Annotated in this window: 12 protein-coding genes; 8 read left to right on the top strand and 4 right to left on the bottom strand. The window is 57.1% G+C overall.

Features of this window, described 5'->3' with window-relative positions; genetic code table 11:
* Nucleotides 1-6: 6 nt before the first annotated feature.
* Nucleotides 7-393 (top strand): T9SS type A sorting domain-containing protein, encoded by a 387-nt coding sequence (locus CFT68_RS15805; protein WP_088844499.1) that lies wholly within the window; start codon nucleotides 7-9, stop codon nucleotides 391-393.
* Nucleotides 394-761: 368 nt separating this feature from the next.
* On the opposite strand, the gene CFT68_RS15800 is transcribed toward CFT68_RS15805, so the two are convergent.
* From CFT68_RS15800 to CFT68_RS15790, 3 genes are read right to left on the bottom strand one after another with little or no spacing between them, the layout of a single operon-like run.
* On the bottom strand, nucleotides 762-1,829 hold the full coding sequence (locus CFT68_RS15800) for a flavin-containing monooxygenase (RefSeq protein ID WP_088844498.1): 1,068 nt from the start codon (nucleotides 1,827-1,829) through the stop codon (nucleotides 762-764).
* A 16-nt stretch (nucleotides 1,830-1,845) separates the two neighbouring features.
* Nucleotides 1,846-5,427 (bottom strand): PAS domain-containing hybrid sensor histidine kinase/response regulator, encoded by a 3,582-nt coding sequence (locus CFT68_RS15795; RefSeq protein ID WP_088844497.1) that lies wholly within the window; start codon nucleotides 5,425-5,427, stop codon nucleotides 1,846-1,848.
* A gap of 23 nt (nucleotides 5,428-5,450) precedes the next feature.
* Complete coding sequence (locus CFT68_RS15790; RefSeq protein WP_088844496.1) at nucleotides 5,451-6,821, bottom strand: sigma-54-dependent transcriptional regulator; 1,371 nt, start codon at nucleotides 6,819-6,821, stop codon at nucleotides 5,451-5,453.
* 355 nt (nucleotides 6,822-7,176) lie between these two features.
* On the opposite strand from CFT68_RS15790, the gene CFT68_RS15785 reads away from it, so the two are divergent.
* Together CFT68_RS15785 and CFT68_RS15780 are read left to right on the top strand one after the other, a co-directional pair.
* Complete coding sequence (locus CFT68_RS15785) at nucleotides 7,177-9,408, top strand: T9SS type A sorting domain-containing protein (protein ID WP_088844495.1); 2,232 nt, start codon at nucleotides 7,177-7,179, stop codon at nucleotides 9,406-9,408.
* Nucleotides 9,409-9,786: 378 nt separating this feature from the next.
* Nucleotides 9,787-10,671 carry a DNA/RNA non-specific endonuclease gene (locus CFT68_RS15780; RefSeq protein ID WP_088844494.1) on the top strand — a complete coding sequence of 295 codons (885 nt, stop codon included), beginning with the start codon at nucleotides 9,787-9,789 and terminating at the stop codon, nucleotides 10,669-10,671.
* A gap of 407 nt (nucleotides 10,672-11,078) precedes the next feature.
* On the opposite strand, the gene CFT68_RS15775 is transcribed toward CFT68_RS15780, so the two are convergent.
* Nucleotides 11,079-11,645, bottom strand: a complete 567-nt coding sequence (locus CFT68_RS15775) for a DUF4468 domain-containing protein (protein ID WP_088844493.1) — start codon at nucleotides 11,643-11,645, stop codon at nucleotides 11,079-11,081.
* Nucleotides 11,646-12,366: 721 nt separating this feature from the next.
* Between CFT68_RS15775 and CFT68_RS21830 the strand changes: the two genes are divergently transcribed.
* The 5 genes from CFT68_RS21830 to CFT68_RS15755 all read left to right on the top strand — a co-directional run bounded on the left by CFT68_RS21830 (nucleotide 12,367) and on the right by CFT68_RS15755 (nucleotide 18,464).
* Nucleotides 12,367-12,531 carry a hypothetical protein gene (locus tag CFT68_RS21830; RefSeq protein ID WP_170934825.1) on the top strand — a complete coding sequence of 55 codons (165 nt, stop codon included), beginning with the start codon at nucleotides 12,367-12,369 and terminating at the stop codon, nucleotides 12,529-12,531.
* A gap of 381 nt (nucleotides 12,532-12,912) precedes the next feature.
* Nucleotides 12,913-13,776, top strand: coding sequence for a dihydroorotate dehydrogenase (locus tag CFT68_RS15770; protein ID WP_170934824.1), 864 nt, complete (start codon nucleotides 12,913-12,915; stop codon nucleotides 13,774-13,776).
* On the top strand, nucleotides 13,764-14,525 hold the full coding sequence (pyrF, locus tag CFT68_RS15765; protein ID WP_088844491.1) for an orotidine-5'-phosphate decarboxylase: 762 nt from the start codon (nucleotides 13,764-13,766) through the stop codon (nucleotides 14,523-14,525). The genes CFT68_RS15770 and pyrF overlap by 13 nt, the downstream gene beginning before the upstream one ends.
* A gap of 170 nt (nucleotides 14,526-14,695) precedes the next feature.
* Complete coding sequence (gene pyrE / locus CFT68_RS15760) at nucleotides 14,696-15,310, top strand: orotate phosphoribosyltransferase (protein WP_088844490.1); 615 nt, start codon at nucleotides 14,696-14,698, stop codon at nucleotides 15,308-15,310.
* Nucleotides 15,311-15,434: 124 nt separating this feature from the next.
* Nucleotides 15,435-18,464, top strand: a complete 3,030-nt coding sequence (locus tag CFT68_RS15755) for a phosphoribosylformylglycinamidine synthase subunit PurL (RefSeq protein WP_088844489.1) — start codon at nucleotides 15,435-15,437, stop codon at nucleotides 18,462-18,464.
* The last annotated feature ends 2 nt before the right edge of the window (nucleotides 18,465-18,466 follow it).

Genomic DNA, 18,466 nt, shown 5'->3' with positions numbered 1-18,466 from the left:
GCACCTATGATGAAACGCCTACGCTTCTTTTGTTTATTCGCTTTGCTGGTTATCGGGCCCATGCACCGCACTATTTCGCAGGCCGCAGCCCAGCCAGCTACCCCTGCGCCAGCAAAATCACCCGCTAGGTCTGCCGGTGACGAAAAAGCCTTGTTGGTGTACCCCAACCCCAGCACCGGCATTGTGCATGTATCCATCAATGGGTTTGAAGGCCGGAAGCTGGAGCTGCGCGTCCTGAACGTAATTGGCTCGGTGCTCTACCGCGAAACGCTCACCGAGCTCAACGACCGGTACATCAAAGTACTGGACCTGAGTAAATTCACCAGTGGCCTCTACTACGTGAAGCTGGAGTCCGAATCGGGCAGTGAAATGCGCAAGCTGGTAATTCGGTAACCAACCTGGCCTAGGATATACAGTTGAAAGCGGCTCCGCGAGGGGCTGCTTTTTTTGTGGCCTACGCGCCCGTAACGGCACAAAAAAAGCGCCCCAACTGAGGCGCTTTTATTATGGCAGGCAAGAGGATGCTATTTACCGTTGTTTGCCCGAACTGGCACAGGCTTCAGCATTTCCTTCACGTTGTTCACCGTGTCGAGAGCCAAAAAAGCAGTAGCCAGCAGTATTCCGAAAAAAATCAGCAGAGTCATACAAAAAGGATTTAAGGCAATGTGAGTTCCTAAACGCCTATCGGGTCACCGATGGTATCCGGTAGGTGCAAGGTATGCTGTAGTAACCCGGAATGGTGCGTTGGAGTTTCAGCATAATTATGTGCTTTTAAAAAGCTGCTCAACCACATACCGTGCATCGGCCGCAGCGCCGCCCATCAGGGCCGAGCGGCGAGTATTCAGCCAGTCGAGGCCCAGAAAAGCCAGCCCCGGAACCGGCGAGATGCCCCGGAAGTGGCGCGGCTTCCCATCGGGCAGGAGCGCTGCCGGTACGTGAAGCCACCTGTAGTCTGGCCGGTAGCCGGTGGCCCATACCACGGCCGCCAGGGGTGGGGTGGCGCTCTGGCGGCCCGCTAGGCCACCCGCAGCCGTTGCCGCCAGTGCCCGACCAATAAAGTGCACATTGGGCAGGCGCCGAAGCCGCTGCAAATCTCCTCGCACTACCGGCTCCTTCTGCTGCCGCATAAACCGGCCCAGCCACGTATGGCCCGGCACCTGCAACAAGCCCGTGCCCAGCAGAGAGAGCCACGTAGCCGTGTTGTTGGGCACAGCCGGTGTCTGTTCATCAAAGGCTATGTAGACTGGCCTACCGGTGGTGGCCAGGTCGGCGGCAATCTGCAGGGCGGAGTTGCCGCTACCCACCACGGCCAACGGCCCATCGGCGGCTATCTGGGCCGGCTTTTGGTAGAGGCTGCTGTGCAACTGATGTACCGATGCCGGCAGGTTTTCAGCGAAAGCCGGAACAGCGGGAGCCGTATAAGGCCCGGTACACACGATAACGCGCGGTGTGTGGTAGCGCTTGCCGGACGCGGTCTGTACTTCAAACCCGCCGGCCGTTGGGCTTACCTGTGTCACCCGCTCATTATTCTCAATAGGCAGCCGGAAGTGGGCCGCATACTGGAGCAAATACTGGGCGGCTTCGTCTTTGGAAGGATAAGTAGAGGCGGTGCTAGGCCACCCCAGGCCCGGTAGGCCACTCGCCCAAGTAGGCGAAAACAGCCGCAACGAGTTGTAGCGGGTCGCCCACACGTCGCCTACGGCGGGGCGTTCATCCAGTACCACAAAAGAAGCTTGGCGCTGCTGCAGGTAGTAAGCTACCGCTAGGCCAGTCTGGCCGGCTCCAATAATAACCGCATCAGCAAAAAGGAGGGGGGGAGAAGCGTTCATGCCTAGTTAAACAGCGTCAGGCCGGAAACTCCTGCCGCAGCTGGCTTATCACGCGCTCCAATATTTGCTGCACCTGCTGTACCCAGCCGCTTAGGGTGGCTATTTCGGGCGCTTCTGCGTCGGCGTTGGCCGTTTCCAGGTTCCGCAGCACGGTGTAGAGTGACTGCACCCGTAGGCCATCAACGGAGCTTTTCAGGTGGTGGGCCGTGGCCGCTATTTTCTCCCGGTTCTGGTCGGCCACAGCTGCCTCCAGCTCGGCCACGATGGGCGGCGTGGTCTGAATGAACAGATCCACCAGACGGCGCACAAACCCCTCATCGGCATTGGTGTGGCGGCGCAGCATGCTCAGATCGTAGAGCGGGGCGGTAGTAGTATCGGGTGGGGAAGCTGGCAACGCGGGGGAGGAGAGGGGCACAGGCATTGGGGCACCGTTGAGCAGGCCGGCAATGGTCCGGAACAGGTCTTGTTCCCGGAACGGCTTCGAAAGGTAGGCGTTCAGGCCGGCGCTCAGGTAGCGCTCCGCCTCGCCTTGCATGGCGTGGGCCGTGAGGGCTACCACGGGCGTAGCAGCCCGGGCGGCGTCGGGGTGCTGCCGCAGGAGGCGGGTGGCCGCTACGCCATCCAACCCCGGCATCTGAATATCCATCAATACTATATCATACACCTGCTGCCCAAACATGGCCAGCGCCTCCGACCCCGACGAAGCGACATCCACGTGCATGCCCCAGCCTTCCAGCATGGCGCGTGCCAGCAACTGGTTTACGGCATTGTCTTCGGCCAGCAGGATGCGAAGGTGGCCTAGGGTCTGGTAGTTGAGGGCCGGCTCCTCGGCAAGGGTGGGCTCATCGTAGGCCACCTCGAAGGGCAGCGTGAACCGGAATGTGCTGCCCTTATGCAACTGGCTTTCGGCCGTCAGCTCACCTCCCAGTAACTCAATCAGGCCCCGGGAAATGCTCAGGCCCAGACCCGAGCCCCCGTATTCGCGGGCAGTGCTGGCCGAGGCCTGTGCAAACGGCTCAAACATCTGCTCCAGCTGTCCGGCCGGAATTCCAATGCCCGTATCGAGCACGGAAAACTGTAGGCGCAACGGCTCCGAGGGCCCGCTGACGCGCTGGCAGGTCAGGAGCACCTGGCCCCGCTCCGTAAACTTAACGGCGTTGTTGAGCAGGTTCAGAAGTACCTGGCGCAAACGATACGGGTCGCCGAGTACACGCTTAGGCACATCGGGGGGCAGGGGCTGCAACCGAAGCTGAACACCTTTTTTGGTGGCTTTGTAGAGCAACGACTGGCAGCTGGCCTTCAACTCCTCATCGAGCTGGAAAGGCACGGTTTCCAACCGAATCCGGCCGGCGCCCAGCTGCGCCATGTCCAGAATGTCATTGATGACGACGAGCAGATTTTCGGCCGAATGTCGGATGTGATGCAGATAGTGGTGCTGCTGATCGGTAAGCGGTGTCTTTGCCAAGAGCTCGGCTAGGCCCATAATCCCGTTCATGGGCGTCCGGATTTCGTGGCTCATATTGGTCAGGAAGTTCTGGCGAGCCTGGGCGTTTTCTTCGGCTACTTCCTTGGCTTTCTGCAAGGCATGCTCCGTGTTTTTCAGGGCCGTGATATCATTATCTACGCCCAGCACCTGCACCGTACCATCGGCCAGTAAAAACGGCCGCTTGATGCTATTGAGCCAGTGGACTTCGCCATCGGGCCCCGTAAAGGTTTCTTCCTGCGCTATTTCCTGGCATGTATTGATTACCCGCTCATCGTCGGCGCGGTAGCGCGCCATGTCGGGAAAGGCTATTTCCAGTTCATCGCCCGTAGCCTGCACCAGCGTTTCGATGCTCATATTGTAGAGCTGAGCGGTGGCCTGGTTGGCAAGTACGTAGTTCCCCAGCCGGTCTTTCAGATAAATCAGGTTGGGAGCGGCATCTATTACCTGTCGGAACAGGCGGTTTTGTTCGGCCAGCCGGCGGTTGGCCGAGCGGCGCTGCTCATCGGCCACCTTCCACCGGGTAATGTCCTCGGCAGAGCCCACCGCCTGCCGTACCTGGCCCCGCGAGTCCCGGTCAAACGACGTGCTGTTGATGCGCAGCCAGCGGATGGTGCCGTTGCGGTGGTAAAGGAAAAACTCTAGATTCAGTACCTCGCCATCGGCGGCCTGTCTCACCTCCCCAAAGTGGCGGCGCAGCCGCTCTGCCTCGGGCGCCGGCGCCAACCTGGCGAAAACCTCTGAGCCCATGTCCTTCAGCTCTGCCTCGGTGTAGCCCAGCATGGTTTTCACGAAGCTGTTGCAATACGCCATCGACTGCTGCTGCAGGTCATAGATGTAGATTAGGTTGGGCGTGGTATTCGTAACGCGGTCCATGAGCAGGCGGCTCTGCCGCAGCTGCTCCTCCGTGTTGCGCCGCTCCGATACGTCGGCGGCAGAGCCTACTGCCTGCGCCACTAAGCCGTCGGCATCCCGCATAAAGCTGGTGCTCTTCAGACTGATCCAGCGCCACTCTCCGTTGCGGTGGCGCATGCGGTACTCCGAGTTGAGTACTTCTCCATCGCCTAAGTTCCTCAGGATATTCTGCTTGCGGCCAACCGTGCGCAAATCGTCGGGGTGAAGCAGACGGGCTGCCAAATCGGGGCCCATGTCCAGCAACTCGTCTTCCGTGTAGCCCAGTACATGTTCGCACTGCCGGTTGCAGTACAGCAAGCTGCGCGTGGCCATATCCAGAAGAAATACAATATTGGGTACCGTATCGTTGATGCGGCTGGTAAACAGCTGGTTGCGGACCAAATCGGCCTCGGCCAAGCGCCGCAGCGTAATATCAGTGAGGTACACATTCGCCCCGTTCTCGTGGCTTAGCGGGGCTACCGTCCAGAGATAGTAGCTGCCGTCTAGCCGCATTTCAACGGTGCGCGGCTTGCCTTCAGTCAGGGCCTCATTAATTTCCTGATGGAGTAGTTGCTTCGTGGCCTTCTCGGTGGGCTGGGCCAGGGCTGCCAGAGCGGTGGCGGCGGCCGGGTTGGCATAGCGGGCTTCACCGCTGGCATCGAACCGGATAATGGGCTGCGGGCTTTGCTCGGCGAGGTAGGAAAGCTCCTGCACGCGTTCCTGCGCCTGCTGGCGCTGGGTCACGTCTTCGTAGCTCCAGATGTGCAGCACGGTGAGACCATTCTGCACCACCGGCAAATAATCCTGCTGAATAATAGTGCCGTTTAGGAGCGTAAACAATCGTCCGCTCACGCGCTCCTGAGCCTGCTCAGTAGCCCTGCGCGACTCCCGGAAGTGTTCGGCATTCTGAAAGGAAACCGGGCAGTTTTCCAGTAGTTCTTTGCCGGAGAGGCCTACATAGAAGCTAGGCTCCTCGGGCAGCCCGAACAGCTCACAAATCCGGTGGTTAAGCAGCGTTACGGTATGGTGCTGGTCTTCGGCCAGAATGGCCGTCGTCATGGTTTGCAGCAGGGCCGCCGCTTGCGCCGCAGCGGTTTGCGAGCGGCTCATAAACTCCCGGAGCTGCTGCTGTGCTTCCTGGCAGGATTGCTGTGCCTTCTCGTGGGCGCGTTGGGTAAGCTGTAAGCGGCGGGCTAGTTGTCGGTAACTGATAGAGGACATGGCCTAGAGAATAATGACACGGATCAGCGAAGGCTGACCTCATTATTCTGTACCATACGGTAAATAGTAGACTTCCCGATTTGCAATTTGGCGGCCACCTGCAAAATATTCCCGTTGTGGGCATCCAGGTAGCGCTGTACAATACTGGCCATTTGTACCCGCAAAGGGGCATTGGTTACTTTCTCCTCGGTGTCGGTGGCGCTTAGGGCTCCGGCCCGCAACGACAGGTCCTGGGGCTGAATAACATCTCCTTCGGCCAGCACTGCTGCCAGCTCTACCACTGCCTTCAGCTCCCGCACGTTGCCCGGAAACGCGTAGTGCAACAGCTTCTGCTGCGCTGCTGGCGAGAAAGTGCAGGAGGCCATATTATTCTGCTCGCAGAAGCTTTGCAGGAAGGCCTCCGCTAGCACCAGCACATCGTTGCCTCGCTCCCGTAGCGGCGGCAGCAGGATAGGCAGGCCTAGCAGACGGTAATACAGATCTTCGCGGAAGCGGCCTTCTTTCACTTCCTGGGCCAGGTCGCGGTGGGTGGCTACCATTAGGCGGGCATCAAACGGAATGCGCACGTTGCCGCCCACGCGGGTAACTTCGCGCTCCTGCAGTACCCGCAGCAGCTTTGCCTGCAGGCTCAGTTCCAGGTCAGCAATTTCATCCAGGAACAGTGTGCCGTTGTGGGCTTCCTCGAAACGCCCGATCCGGCGGCCGATGGCGCCGGTAAACGAGCCTTTCTCATGACCGAACAGCTCGCTTTCAACCAGCTCACGCGGAATAGCGGCCACATTTACCGCCACAAAGGCGCCTGTGCGCCGCTCTGAGCGGAAATGAATGGCTTTTGCCACGAGCTCTTTGCCCGTGCCGGTTTCGCCGCTCAACGACACCGTGATACTGGTGCGTGCGGCCTTATCAATCAGGCTGTATAGCTGCTGAATCTGGGGGCTCTCTCCCAGAATGGCCCGCTCCGGCGAATATTTTTGGCCTATCTGCTCGCGTAGGCGGTTGTTTTCGCGGCTCAGGGCCAGCTGCTTCCGAATGTTGCTGACGGAGTTCCAGAGCCGGTCTACGGTTTCCTCGTCCTTTACCAGGTAGTCGTAGGCCCCTTGGCGCAACAGTGCAATGGCGGTGCGCACATCTTCCTGCCCCGAAATAACAATGACAGCCACTTCCGGCAGCCGTTCCCGAATCTGGCGCAGCACCTGGTCGCCTTTGCCATCGGGCAGGGAGTAATCCAGCGTGATAATGTCGGGCTTATCAGTGAGGTGTTCCAGGCAGGCCTGGGCCGTAGTAAAGCGTTGGATGTGGTAATCTGGGTTCTGCGCGAGCTTGTATTCTAACAGCTCGCCATACCAGGCATTGTCTTCAACTATAAAAATAGAGACAGATTGAGAGGCGCTCATAAGGAAGGCAGGGGAACGGCAACCGGCTGCACATTTCAGAGCTTGGCTCCTGGGGTAAGAGCTAACTTCAGAATGTTCAATTCCGGTCTGAGGGTTTTCAGTAGCTCGGGTGGTAGAGAAAATGCGTCGGGATGCGAGTATAAGCGGGAAATATGGGCTTACCAAAAATTCCCAATTATAGAATGGAAATCTAACGATGGGAGAATATATAGTTCTGCTTATTAAAGTAACCATCTGAATATCAGCGGTAAGTTATGGTCGAATAAAGTTGGAAGCGGAATTGAAATGTGGTTGGCCTGAGTGCCTTGCTGCTTGGCATTCTACCTGTCCCATATCCCACACTTATTCGTCTTGCATGAAATCAATGCTATTCATCCGAACTCTCGGCATCAGCGGATTACTGCTGTTGCTAACTTCCTGGAGCGCACAGGTGCTGGCCACAAGCGCTCCTATCTATTCCTTCAGTGGAAGTAGTGGTGCTAGTGTTAAGCAAACCTGCACAAGTGTTACGGTGATTGTCCTGGGCCTGCCAGTTGTTCAGACGACTTGCTTTGGCAGCGTTTCTTCTCCGGCAAAGGCCACGGACTCTGACTTCTCGACGCCCGCCACCATGAACATTCCGCTTTCTACCCTAGGGGAGAAAGTAGCGTTGAGAATGGATATGCAGCGGGAGGTGCCGGCCAACTACCGGGCTGGCGTACTGGTGCAGCGCAATGGAGCCCTGTTGAACCTGCTGAATCTGAACCTAGTCAACCAACTGCGCATCCGTACTTATCTGAAGGGTTCTGATGATGTAGTAGAAAGCAGAATAGTAGATGCCGCTTTGGTAGGAGAACTACTTGATGGAAGCGGCCCCATTAGATTAGAGTTTATAGCCTCAAAGCCATTTGATCAGATTGAGATTGAGGCCACTTCTTTTGCATCAGTGGCCTACGGCCTTGATGTGTACTATGCTTATGGCATTGATGCCAACCAAGTGACAACGGCCAAGGGGTATGTGTCGCGCTTCACTAGTAATCTAGCTGATAACTACAGCACTAAAATTCAGCCGGTTGATATTCTGAAGGTGTGTGCCAACAGTAATATCAGCAATCCTGGTAATGCTGTAGACGCCGACCTGACCAACTATGCTACGTTCGGGACATTCTTGGGCATTAATTGCCCTACTACCCTACAAACCCAACTGGAGGGTAAAGCGCCGGCTGGCTACGAGGCTGGCTTTGTAATTGGGAGCGGTAGCCTGTTGGATGCCAACGTCCTATCTGGCCTAAGTGTAACTACGTACCTAAATGGCGTGGCGCAAGAAACCGCTTCCGGCGCTCAGTTGCTAAACCTGCAGCTTTTGTCGAACGGACAGTACTCCGTGAACTTTGAAACGATAAAGGCATTTGATCGGGTAGAAATTCGACAGAACAGCCTCCTCACCGCTCTCAACGACTTGCGCATTTACTACGGATATGGCCTAGAGCCCAGCGTGTTCCGTGACCAAGAGCCAATCCTCTCTAACTTTCCCTCCACTACAAATCAATTTCAGGCCAGTCGTTACAAAGCCAATGGTGTACTGTGCGTGAGCTGTGGTGTTACCAATCCGCAGAACGCCGCAGACAGTGACCTAAAAAACAACTTTGCCGTGATAGATAATGGCATTGGCGTTATTGGTACTACTGCCCTGAAGCTGAACCTGAACGGACCTGGCCTAGCGGGTAACACAGCGGGCGTTGTGCTGAGCAGAGCATCTGGCTTGCTAGATGCTAACCTGCTGTCCAACATTCGGGTGAAAACCTATTCTGGCGCTAACGGAGGCACACTGGTAGAAAGTGCCAGCGGGTCCAGCCTGCTGCGCCTAGAATTGCTCAGCGACGGCCGACAGGAAGTGTCATTTGCCACCACCCAAAACTTCGACTGGGTAGAAATTGAGATTACCAATGGCGTTTCGCTACTCGATGCGACCAAGATCTATTATGCATTTGCCGAAGACAGGCCTACCGGCTTCCCCACCAAAATTGTGACGCCCGCGCCGCTACCAGTAGAGCTGGTGCAGTTCAAAGCAGCTCCTTCTGGTACGGCGGTAGAGCTGGTGTGGCAAACGGCCTCGGAGCGAAACAGCAGCTACTTCGTGGTAGAGCGCTCCATAGGAGGAAAAGAACAAAGCTTCAAAGCCATTGGGCGAGTGTCGGCGGCTGGCGCCAGCACGGCCCGGCGTAGCTACGTCCTCCGCGATGAGCAAGCCGCCGGCCAAGGTGTATCGGTACTGTACTATCGTTTGCGGCAGGTAGACCAAGATGGCAGCGAGCAGTTCTCCGCTGTTGTGGCCGTCAGCCTGAAAACTCCTAGTCAGGTAACCCTATACCCGAACCCCGCCGCTACCACCGACCAGGTGCGCGTGCAAGTGCCCGGCACTGCGGCCGAAGGTCTGAAGCTTACTATTTACAATGCCCAGGCTCAGCTGGTAAGCCAGCAGCTAGTACAAGAGCGTGAGGCCGTGCTGACTACTGCTGGCCTACGGGCCGGCATCTATCAGGTAGTGCTGGTAGATGCTGCCGGGCAGCGGGTGTCCGCGCAGCGCTTGGTCATTACGGGCCGCTAGGCCAGGCTTTCCATATTTCTCACGCTTATTCTTATATCCACCCTATTCATTATGTTATTCGAAAAGCCCCGCTGTTGCAGGTCAGCGGGGCTTTTCTTGTTTTGGGAATTCGCCAGGTGATGGCAAGTGGCTTAGGCCACCAAGTAGTAGATGGAAGCTCAGCGCGTGAAGATGTAAGCATATTACCAACCCTGAAGCAACCAAGGGCCAGTAGTTGAGTAAAAGGCAGCAATAATTTATGCGCTTCGCTGTCGTTGAGGAGATGGCGTAGGAAGCTAAAATGATAACCATCCGGTAACATCCTATTTTAGATCAAGTGCCACCTTTGTTTTCTCCGTTTCTTCCACTCTTCTCCTTCCAACCAAAACCCAAGTCTGCATGAAGCGCACACTTTCCCGCTTATCGGCACTGCTCCTGTTGGGCACCCTGGCCGTGTCCTGTTCCAAAGACACTATTGCGCCAGCGCCAGACCCCATGGCCTCGCAAACCGCCGATGCCACCGCTACCCGCGACAATAACTTGGCTATGGGCAACCCCAGCGGTGCCGTAGCCAACTCCGCAAACTATTGGAATTACCTGGTCACCAAGTCCCAGTACACTATGTCGTATCACCGCGACCGGGGCACGCCGAACTGGGTGAGCTGGCACCTGAGTAGTGCATGGCTGGGTAGCACGCCGCGCCAGGATAATTTTGGCCCCGACAACGGCCTGCCGTCGGGTTGGTACCGCGTAACGAGCACCAGCTACACCGGTTCCGGTTTCGATCGGGGCCACAATTGCCCTTCAGCCGACCGCACGGGTTCCGTTGCTGATAACTCGGCTACGTTCCTGATGAGCAACATGATTCCACAGGCACCCAACAACAATCAGCGGACTTGGGCCAGCTTAGAGAACTACTGCCGTACGCTTGTTGATGCCGGCAACGAACTGTATATCATCATGGGAAGCTATGGCAAAGGCGGTACGGGTTCGGCCGGCTACGCTACCACCCTCGATGCTGGCCGCGTAACGGTACCGGCGCGCGTGTGGAAAGTGATTGTGGTGATGCCCAACGGCACCGGCGACGCCTCCCGCGTAACGACCAGCACGCGCGTTATTGCCGTCAATACCCCCAACGATAATTCCCTGAGCACTACCTGGGGCAGCTACCGCACCACCGTAGATGCTATTGAGCAAGCTACGGGCTACGATATTCTCTCTGCCGTTTCTACTACGGTGCAGAGCACGATTGAGGCGCGCGTAGATAGTGGTCCAACCAGCTGATTGTAAAGTACCTCGCTAGGCCAGCCCCGATTACCTTCTGGTAGTCGGGGCTTTTTTGTGTTGATCGGGTAATGCGCGGCATTCGTCTTTAACATATTGTTATTAGTCTAATTGCCTTAGTTCACGCCACTTGCTTCCCGTAGTTTTGTGGCGAGTGAAAGAGTGAAGGGGAGCTGTGTAGAGGATAGTATAGAAAGCCGCGCTGCAACGCGGCTTTCTGCATGTAATACCCATCAGGTAAGCCTGCTAAACTGAAGTAGCGCGCCATTTCTGGTGTTAGCGCGCCTTTGCGTAGCCAAACACTGGCCTAGAAGCTAAATGCCGACCACACCAAACACCAAGAGGGCCTGCTACATAGCTGCAGCAGGCCCTCTTGGTGTTTGAATATATAAGGCGGAAAGACTGACTTAGTTCTCGCCGGCTAGGCCTACATTTCCTTCAGCCGGCTGGCTATTCATGTAGGAGCGGAAGCTCATAGCTGCCTCGCTGGCAATAGAGGTGGCCTGCGCTGTTACGCGCCGGTCGTTGTGCGTCTGATCGTTTGTTTTTTCGGCCCGCAGCTTCGCAATGTAAGCATCAAGCGGCATGGTTTGGCTGGGCTGTTCCGGATCGGGAATGGCCTGAAACGATCCAACGCTGTATTCATAGCCATTATCCGAAGCCCGAAACGTGAAGTCAAACAGAATCGTGATGGCCTGCTCGCGGGCTTTCTTGTCTACAGGCTTCACCTTGCTGGTGCCCGTCAGGCGCAGGGTGCCAGCGGTGGCATCCGCCTTTTGTCCGCTTTTTGGGCCGTAGGCGAAACGGTTTTCCGTCCAGTCGAGTGCCCGCCGGTAAAGCGCCGAGCTTCCTGCACCTTCAGCTGGTACTCGCTCACTGTATTCTACAGGAGCCGGAGCATCAGACTGAGCATAGGCTGAAAGCGAGAAAAGCATCAACCCGCATAAAAGCACACTGAGTAAAGAGTTTTTCATAGGAAGGCATGAAGTTGAATGTCCTGACGAGGTGCACAAAGGTAATCGACAATCGACGAATTGTACTAAACCTAAATAATTATGAATATGTTAAGATAATAAGGGCACCGCACTTCTCCAAATCAGCGAAGAGGGAGGATCTTAGTGAAAATTGAAATTGTATTGCCTTTTCAGGACGTCGGTGGGACTGTCACTGATGCATAAGGGGTTAGTTAATGCTGAAAATTGCACTTTTTTGCTAGCTGGTAGGCCAGTGTATAGATAATATGCGCCTTCAAACGAAGATTAAAAGGTAAAGGTACTAAGGCCATAGAAGAAACAGGCAATAAACAGCGGATAATTAAATTTCCTGAAATACAGGAACATAGCTAATAAAATTTTGTCCTAGGCCACTCTGGTGCTCTCAAAAAGGTAGTAACATTAAGGTAACATAAACTTAACATGGTTTCAGTTGGTGAGCTCAGGCGGAGTAGTACTTTTGCGTCGTGCTTCAGCTAAAACAACACGATCTGATGAAGCGCGGGGCCTTCCACGAGAACGTCCTGCGAGATGACCGCAAGGTCATTTCCCGCGTTGGCTCTTTTGTTTTTTCTGGTTTTGCTGCTTTCACCGCTTCGGTTTTCGAAGCGGTTTTTTTATGTCCTGTCAATTCGATAGGCCTAGGCAGACCCAGCACCCACTCTTGTATTTTCTAACGCCTGATCTCAAACTGATAACCACCATGAACGACACCGCCCTCTGTTACCTCGACTTCCACAAAGAGCACGAGGTAAAGCTGCACTCGGGCGCTGGCGTAGGCATGGCCCGCGTAGCCCAGTTCATCCTCGGCCAAACCGACATCCAGGACTGCGTACCGTTCCTCATCAACTGCGCCAACGTCATCTAGTCTGACTTTCCAGCAGGCGCCCGATAGTAGTCGGGCGCTTTGCTTTTACTAATTGCCGGTTGCCGACTACCAGTTGTCAGGAAAGTAATTCCATACTGCCACTGACAACTGGTAACCGGCAACTGAATAATCCCGAACTTCCCGTAGCCTACCCAACGGCGGCAGCGGGGCGGGGTGGTACAAGGAAGCGGGGTGATAGAAATCAGGGGGATTCTGACGCAAGTCGGTCCGCGAATTGGCCACCCCGTTTTTTCGGGAGTTTCAATGATAGTTGTTGGCTGCTTCGGGCCTAGGCCAGTAGTAGCGTATTCTTCTGATTTTGCTGGTTGCAGACTCTGCGTAGGAGCGCTGTGGCGAGCAAATCATAGCTGTTTAAAAACTATGCAACTCGGAAAACTCACGCTACAAAATCCCGTGTGTCTGGCGGCCTCGTCTTGGCAGCTGGATGGAGCGGGCTATGAGCGGCTGGGCGCGATTTTCACCCGCACCGTGACCATGGAGCCCAAGCCCGGACTCTACGAAGAAGGCATTTGGCAGGTAAATGAGCAGACCTTGCTCAACGCCACCAACATGCGCACCGAAAGCGCCGAAATTCTGGTGCAGGAGCACCTGCCCAATCTGCGGCGCTACGGCGTGCCCGTGTTCGTAAGCATCACGGCGCCTGGCATCCCGGGCTTTCGCAAGATTGCGCGCTACCTCGCCCGAGAAGTCGGCGACCTGATTGCCGGCGTAGAAGTGTACATAGCGCAGCCCGACACCGGCAAAGGGGAGGAGCTCAGCGCCAGGTTTGTGCGCGAAGCCACGCAAGCCGTACGCAATGAGCTAGGCCCCGCTGCTGTTGTTATCGTGAAGCTGCCGCCGTGGCCGGAGCACATCAGAGGCCTAGCCTTAGGGGCGCAAGCCGGCGGTGCCGATGCGCTGGCTGCTACCAATCTGCTCAAAGCCCTGCACCTGCCAGATGATGCCACGGCCGCACCGGTAGCCGGCGGCTTGTCGGGCGAGGCGCTACGGCCGGTAGCCTTGCGCTGCGTGTGGGAACTAGCGCATGACGAGAATATCACACTTCCTATCTTCGGAACAGGCGGTGTGTTTACCGCCAGCCACGTCACGGACTACCTGCGCTGCGGGGCCAGTGCCGTGCAGATTGCCAGCGGCGAATGGCTGGAACCAGGCCTCACAGCCCGCCTAGCCACCGAGTGCGCTCATCTTCAACCTGAAACCATCACTTCAGAATGGAAAAGCTAACCCAACGCGTTCAGTACGCCAATTGCCTCCTCTGTGTAGGCCTCGACCCCGTAGGGGATGATGCCCAGGTAGCGCGCCGCCTAGCTGAGGTTATCGACCAAACCAGCGAATACGCGGCGGCCTTCAAACCCAACCTGGCCTTCTTCTTGAGCCGCGAGGATGGCGTAAAGCTGCTGCGCGAAACCGTGCAGCGCATTCCCGAAAGCATCCCGGTGATTCTGGATGGTAAGTTTGGCGACATTGCCAACACCGCCGACCACTACGCCAAGTTCGCCTACGACATCGTTGGGGCCGACGGCGTGACGGTAAACCCTTACATGGGCGACGATGCCATTGTGCCGTTTGCTAGGCCAGGTAAAATGGTGTTTGTGCTGGCTAAAACCAGCAACAAGCCCGCTCACTCTCTGCAAGATGTGGCCCTCACCCGCGGCGGCTCTCTCTCCGATTGCGCCGCTACCATAGCCCGCAAGCTCGACGAGCAGCACGGCGGCATAGGCCTAGTGGTAGGCGCCACTAATGCCGAAGCCGTTGCCCGCATGCGCCGCCTCACCCCAGAACAGTGGTTCCTAGTACCGGGCGTAGGCGCCCAAGGCGGCGACTTGCAAGCCACCTTGAAAGCCGGCCTGCGCGCTGATGGCTCCGGTCTTCTTATTAATACGTCACGCGCGTTGTGGCAAGCGGCTGATGCTGACCTAGCCGCTCGGGAGCTGGTAGCGCAGATCAACCAGTTCCGGCCGGTTTCAGTATAGCCTAGGCCTAGTAGATGGTAAAAAGAATGTCATGCTGAGCGGAGTCGAAGCATCTTGCGTGCCGACGTTGCCACAGTAATCATACGTCAGCACGCGAGGTCCCTCGGCAAGCTGGCATTGACGTTCTACTTAAGTAGCTCTTCACCCTACAATATAATAGCATACTTCCCTTGGCTTCCACCTCAACCACCCTCACCTCCGAAACGCTAGAGCAGCAACTGCTCCAGGAAGATGCGCTGCTGCGCGGCCACTTCCGTCTTTCCTCCGGCCTACACTCAGATACCTACGTGCAGTGCGCCCGGTTCTTGCGCCGGCCTGATTTAGCAGCACCAGCGGCAGCAGAGCTGGCCCGGCAGATTCAGGAAGCTGGCTTGCAGCCCGATGTGGTGGTGGGTCCCGCCATGGGTGGCGTGGTGATTGGGTATGAGCTGGCTCGCCAATTGGGCGTTCCGGGCATCTTTACGGAGCGGGATGATACCGGGCAGATGACCTTGAGGCGGGGCTTTACCATTGAGCCCGGCCAAAAAATTGTTATTGCCGAAGACGTGGTGACTACCGGCAAGAGCACCAACGAAGTAGCGCGGGTGTTGGAGGGGTTGGGGGCAAAAGTTTTGGCCGTGGCAAGTTTAATTGACCGCACGGGTGGGCAAGCCTCACTTTCTTTTCCGAACTTTGCCCTGCTGCCGGTAACGGCGGCCACCTACGCACCCGATGATTGCCCGCTTTGCCGGGCAGGTATTCCGGTGGTGAAACCCGGCAGTCGGCCGGAAAAAGCGTTTTCTTAAACCTACTTCGCTGCAACCGGTAGCTAAGCAAGGCATTTTCGGCGTACCCTGCGCGGGTATGCTTCCTCACGTGGGCAACTGGCCTAGGCGTGGGAAACCCGAAAAATAGATAACCAACCTCCTTTTGGACTCTACCCAAAGAACCATACAGCTTCTGCTCAAGCCCGGCCAACATGATGGCGAGGGCCAACGTGTAGCCGAAGCTGCCCAACGCCACCTAGGCCTCTCTACCGGCCGGGTGCAAAGCACCGCCCTCTACACGGTGCGCTACCCCGTGAGCGACGAGCAACTGCGCGACTTCGCCACCCACTGCCTCCAGGACCCAGTGCTGCACGACGTGGCCCTCGACGAGTTCCGCCACGGCGCCGACTACAAAAGCTACATTCTGGTGGCCAAGCTGCCCGGCGTGACGGATGACGAAGGCATATCGGCCCAGAACGCCCTCGGCGACTTTCTGAACCAGCCTCTGGACACCCATACCCAGCACATCTTCAGCAAACGGCTCTACTTCCTGGAGCACGAGCTGACCGAGAGTAGTCTGCGCCGCTTGGCCGAAGACCTGCTCGGCAACAAGATGATTAACCGCTTCGAGGTCGGCCCCATAGCCCAGATTCGCGACTACACGCCGCGGCCGGGTGGTGGGGCCGAATCTATTACGGACACCGTGCGCCTCGTAGGCCTCTCCGATGAAGAGCTGGTCAAGCTGTCGAAGGATAACCTCTATGCTCTGAACCTAGAGGAAATGCGCGTCGTACGCGACCATTACACCAGCATTCAGGACGAACGCCAGACCGCCGGCCTGCCCCAGGACCCGACGGACTGCGAGCTGGAAATCATTGCTCAGACTTGGTCGGAGCACTGCAAGCACAAGGAGTTCAGCGCCGTTATTAAGTACCGGGATGCCGATACCGGCGAGGAGTTCGAAGTAGACTCCTTATTCAAGACCTACATCAAAGACGCTACCTCCGAGGTGGACCGCCAGCTCCGCGCTAATGGCAATGATTGGTTGATTAAGGTGTTCAGTGACAACGCCGGCGCCGTGCGCATCAACCCCGAGTCGTTGTTCGTGTGGAAGGTGGAGACGCACAACTCGCCCTCGGCCATTGACCCCTACGGCGGTGCTATTACCGGCATTCTGGGCAACAATCGCGACCCGCTGGCGACTGGCATCGGGGGCGCGCAGCTGCTGTTTAATACCAACGTACTGTGTTTCGGTAACCCCGAGTTTTCGGGCACGCTGCTGAGCAACCAACTGCACCCGCGCCGCATTTTTGAAGGCGTGCGCAAAGGCATTGAAGATGGCGGCAACAAGTCGGGCGTTCCGACGGTGAATGGCGCTATTGTATTTGATGACCGGTATGCTGGTAAGCCGCTGGTATATTGCGGCACCGGCGCCGTAATGCCCATGCAACTGGCTGGCCTCGACTCGTGGGAGAAAAACATTGACGTCCAGGACCGCATTATCATGGCCGGGGGCCGGGTGGGCAAAGACGGTATCCACGGCGCTACGTTCTCTAGCATCGAGCTAGACGAAACCTCGCCCGCTACGGCTGTGCAAATCGGCTCGCCCATCACGCAGAAGCTGGCCATGGATTTCCTGATCTTGGCTACTCGTCGTGGCCTCATCAAGTGCAGTACTGACAACGGCGCGGGCGGCTTGTCTTCCTCCATTGGCGAGCTGGCTACCATCAGCGGCGGTGCCGTGGTGGAGCTGGAGAAAGTGCCCCTGAAGTACCCTGGCCTACGGCCTTGGGAAATTTTCGTGTCGGAGTCGCAGGAGCGTTTCTCGCTGGCTGTGGAGCCCGCGAAGATGGCCGAGCTGATGGCTCTAGGCCAGGAAATGGAAGTGGAGCTGACCGATATCGGCTACTTCACCTCGGATGGCAGCCTCGACGTGCGCTTCGACGGTGAGTCGGTGGCGCGCATTGATATGGAGTTCCTGCACAACGGCGTGCCGCGCAAAGTGCTGGAAGCCGAGTGGACCAAGCCTACCGCCCAAGAGCCCGCATTACCCGCTAACCTCGACTATACCGACGTACTGAGACGCCTGCTCGGCAGCCTCAACATCTGCTCCCGCGAATCGGTAATTCGACAGTACGACCACGAGGTAAAGGGCCGCACCATCATCAAGCCCCTCATGGGCGCAACCGGGCAAGCTCCGCAGGATGCCGCCGTGGTACGCTTCAACTTCGAGAGCTGGGAAGGAGTAGCCGTGAGCAACGGTATCCTGCCCCGCTTCGGAGATATAGACGCCTATGATATGTCGGCCGGCGCGTTTGACGAGGCTGTGCGCCAGATTGTAGCGGTAGGAGGTAAGCTGCCTAACCTGAGCTACGGTGACGGCAACTTCTGGTCGGTGAACGACAACTTCTGCGTACCCGACTCGGTGTACGACCCCGCCACTAACCCTGATGGCAAGCACAAGCTGGCCAAGCTGGTGCGCATGTGCCAGGCTCTGCGCGATGCCACGGCGGCCTACTGCATCCCGCTCACCTCGGGCAAGGATTCGATGAAGAACGACTTCAAGGCCGATGGCGTGAAGATTTCGGTTCCGCCCACGGTCCTGTACTCCATGACCGCCAAAATCGAGGACGTCCGCCGCACCATCACCTCCGACTTCAAGCAAGCCGACGACGTGGTGTACCTGCTGGGCGAAACCTACGACGAGCTAGGCGGCTCGGAGTTCTACCAGCTTTTCGGTGAGCTAGGCGCCAACGTGCCCAAAGTTCGGTTTGAAGAAGCTAAAGCCCTCTACACCCTGATGGGCCAAGCCAACGACCAGGGCCTCATTCAATCTTGCCACGACCTATCTGACGGTGGCCTAGCGGTTGCCTTGGCAGAAGCCACGTTCGGTCATGGCTTTGGTGCTGATGTGGAGCTGCCCGTTACTGGCCTAGGCCTGTCGGCGCAGCTGTTCTCGGAGTCTCACTCCCGCTTCGTAGCTACGGTGGCTCCCGAAGATGTGGTGGCCTTCGAGCAGCACTTCGGTGGCCGCGCCAACCGCCTTGGTGTGGTAACGCAGGACGGTCAGCTCACGGTGCGCCACGGCAGCCAGACGGTCATTTCGGCCAGCACGGCAGCCCTGCGCCACGAATGGACGAATGGCCCAGTAAACAGAATTATCGGCTTCGGCCAGCACGAAGCGGCTCAGTAATC

The organism is Hymenobacter gelipurpurascens, from assembly GCF_900187375.1.
Lineage (GTDB): Bacteria > Bacteroidota > Bacteroidia > Cytophagales > Hymenobacteraceae > Hymenobacter > Hymenobacter gelipurpurascens.
This window is presented reverse-complemented; position numbering and strand designations above follow the sequence as displayed.

Excerpts from the sequence above, each read along its gene's own strand:
- CFT68_RS15785 (WP_088844495.1), top strand. The coding sequence starts at position 7,177 with ATGAAATCAATGCTATTCATCCGAACTCTCGGCATCAGCGGATTACTG.
- CFT68_RS15795 (WP_088844497.1), bottom strand. The coding sequence starts at position 5,427 with ATGTCCTCTATCAGTTACCGACAACTAGCCCGCCGCTTACAGCTTACC.
- CFT68_RS15800 (WP_088844498.1), bottom strand. The coding sequence starts at position 1,829 with ATGAACGCTTCTCCCCCCCTCCTTTTTGCTGATGCGGTTATTATTGGA.
- CFT68_RS15790 (WP_088844496.1), bottom strand. The coding sequence starts at position 6,821 with ATGAGCGCCTCTCAATCTGTCTCTATTTTTATAGTTGAAGACAATGCC.
- CFT68_RS15780 (WP_088844494.1), top strand. The coding sequence starts at position 9,787 with ATGAAGCGCACACTTTCCCGCTTATCGGCACTGCTCCTGTTGGGCACC.
- CFT68_RS15805 (WP_088844499.1), top strand. The coding sequence starts at position 7 with ATGATGAAACGCCTACGCTTCTTTTGTTTATTCGCTTTGCTGGTTATC.
- CFT68_RS21830 (WP_170934825.1), top strand. The coding sequence starts at position 12,367 with ATGAACGACACCGCCCTCTGTTACCTCGACTTCCACAAAGAGCACGAG.
- CFT68_RS15775 (WP_088844493.1), bottom strand. The coding sequence starts at position 11,645 with ATGAAAAACTCTTTACTCAGTGTGCTTTTATGCGGGTTGATGCTTTTC.
- pyrF (WP_088844491.1), top strand. The coding sequence starts at position 13,764 with ATGGAAAAGCTAACCCAACGCGTTCAGTACGCCAATTGCCTCCTCTGT.
- CFT68_RS15770 (WP_170934824.1), top strand. The coding sequence starts at position 12,913 with ATGCAACTCGGAAAACTCACGCTACAAAATCCCGTGTGTCTGGCGGCC.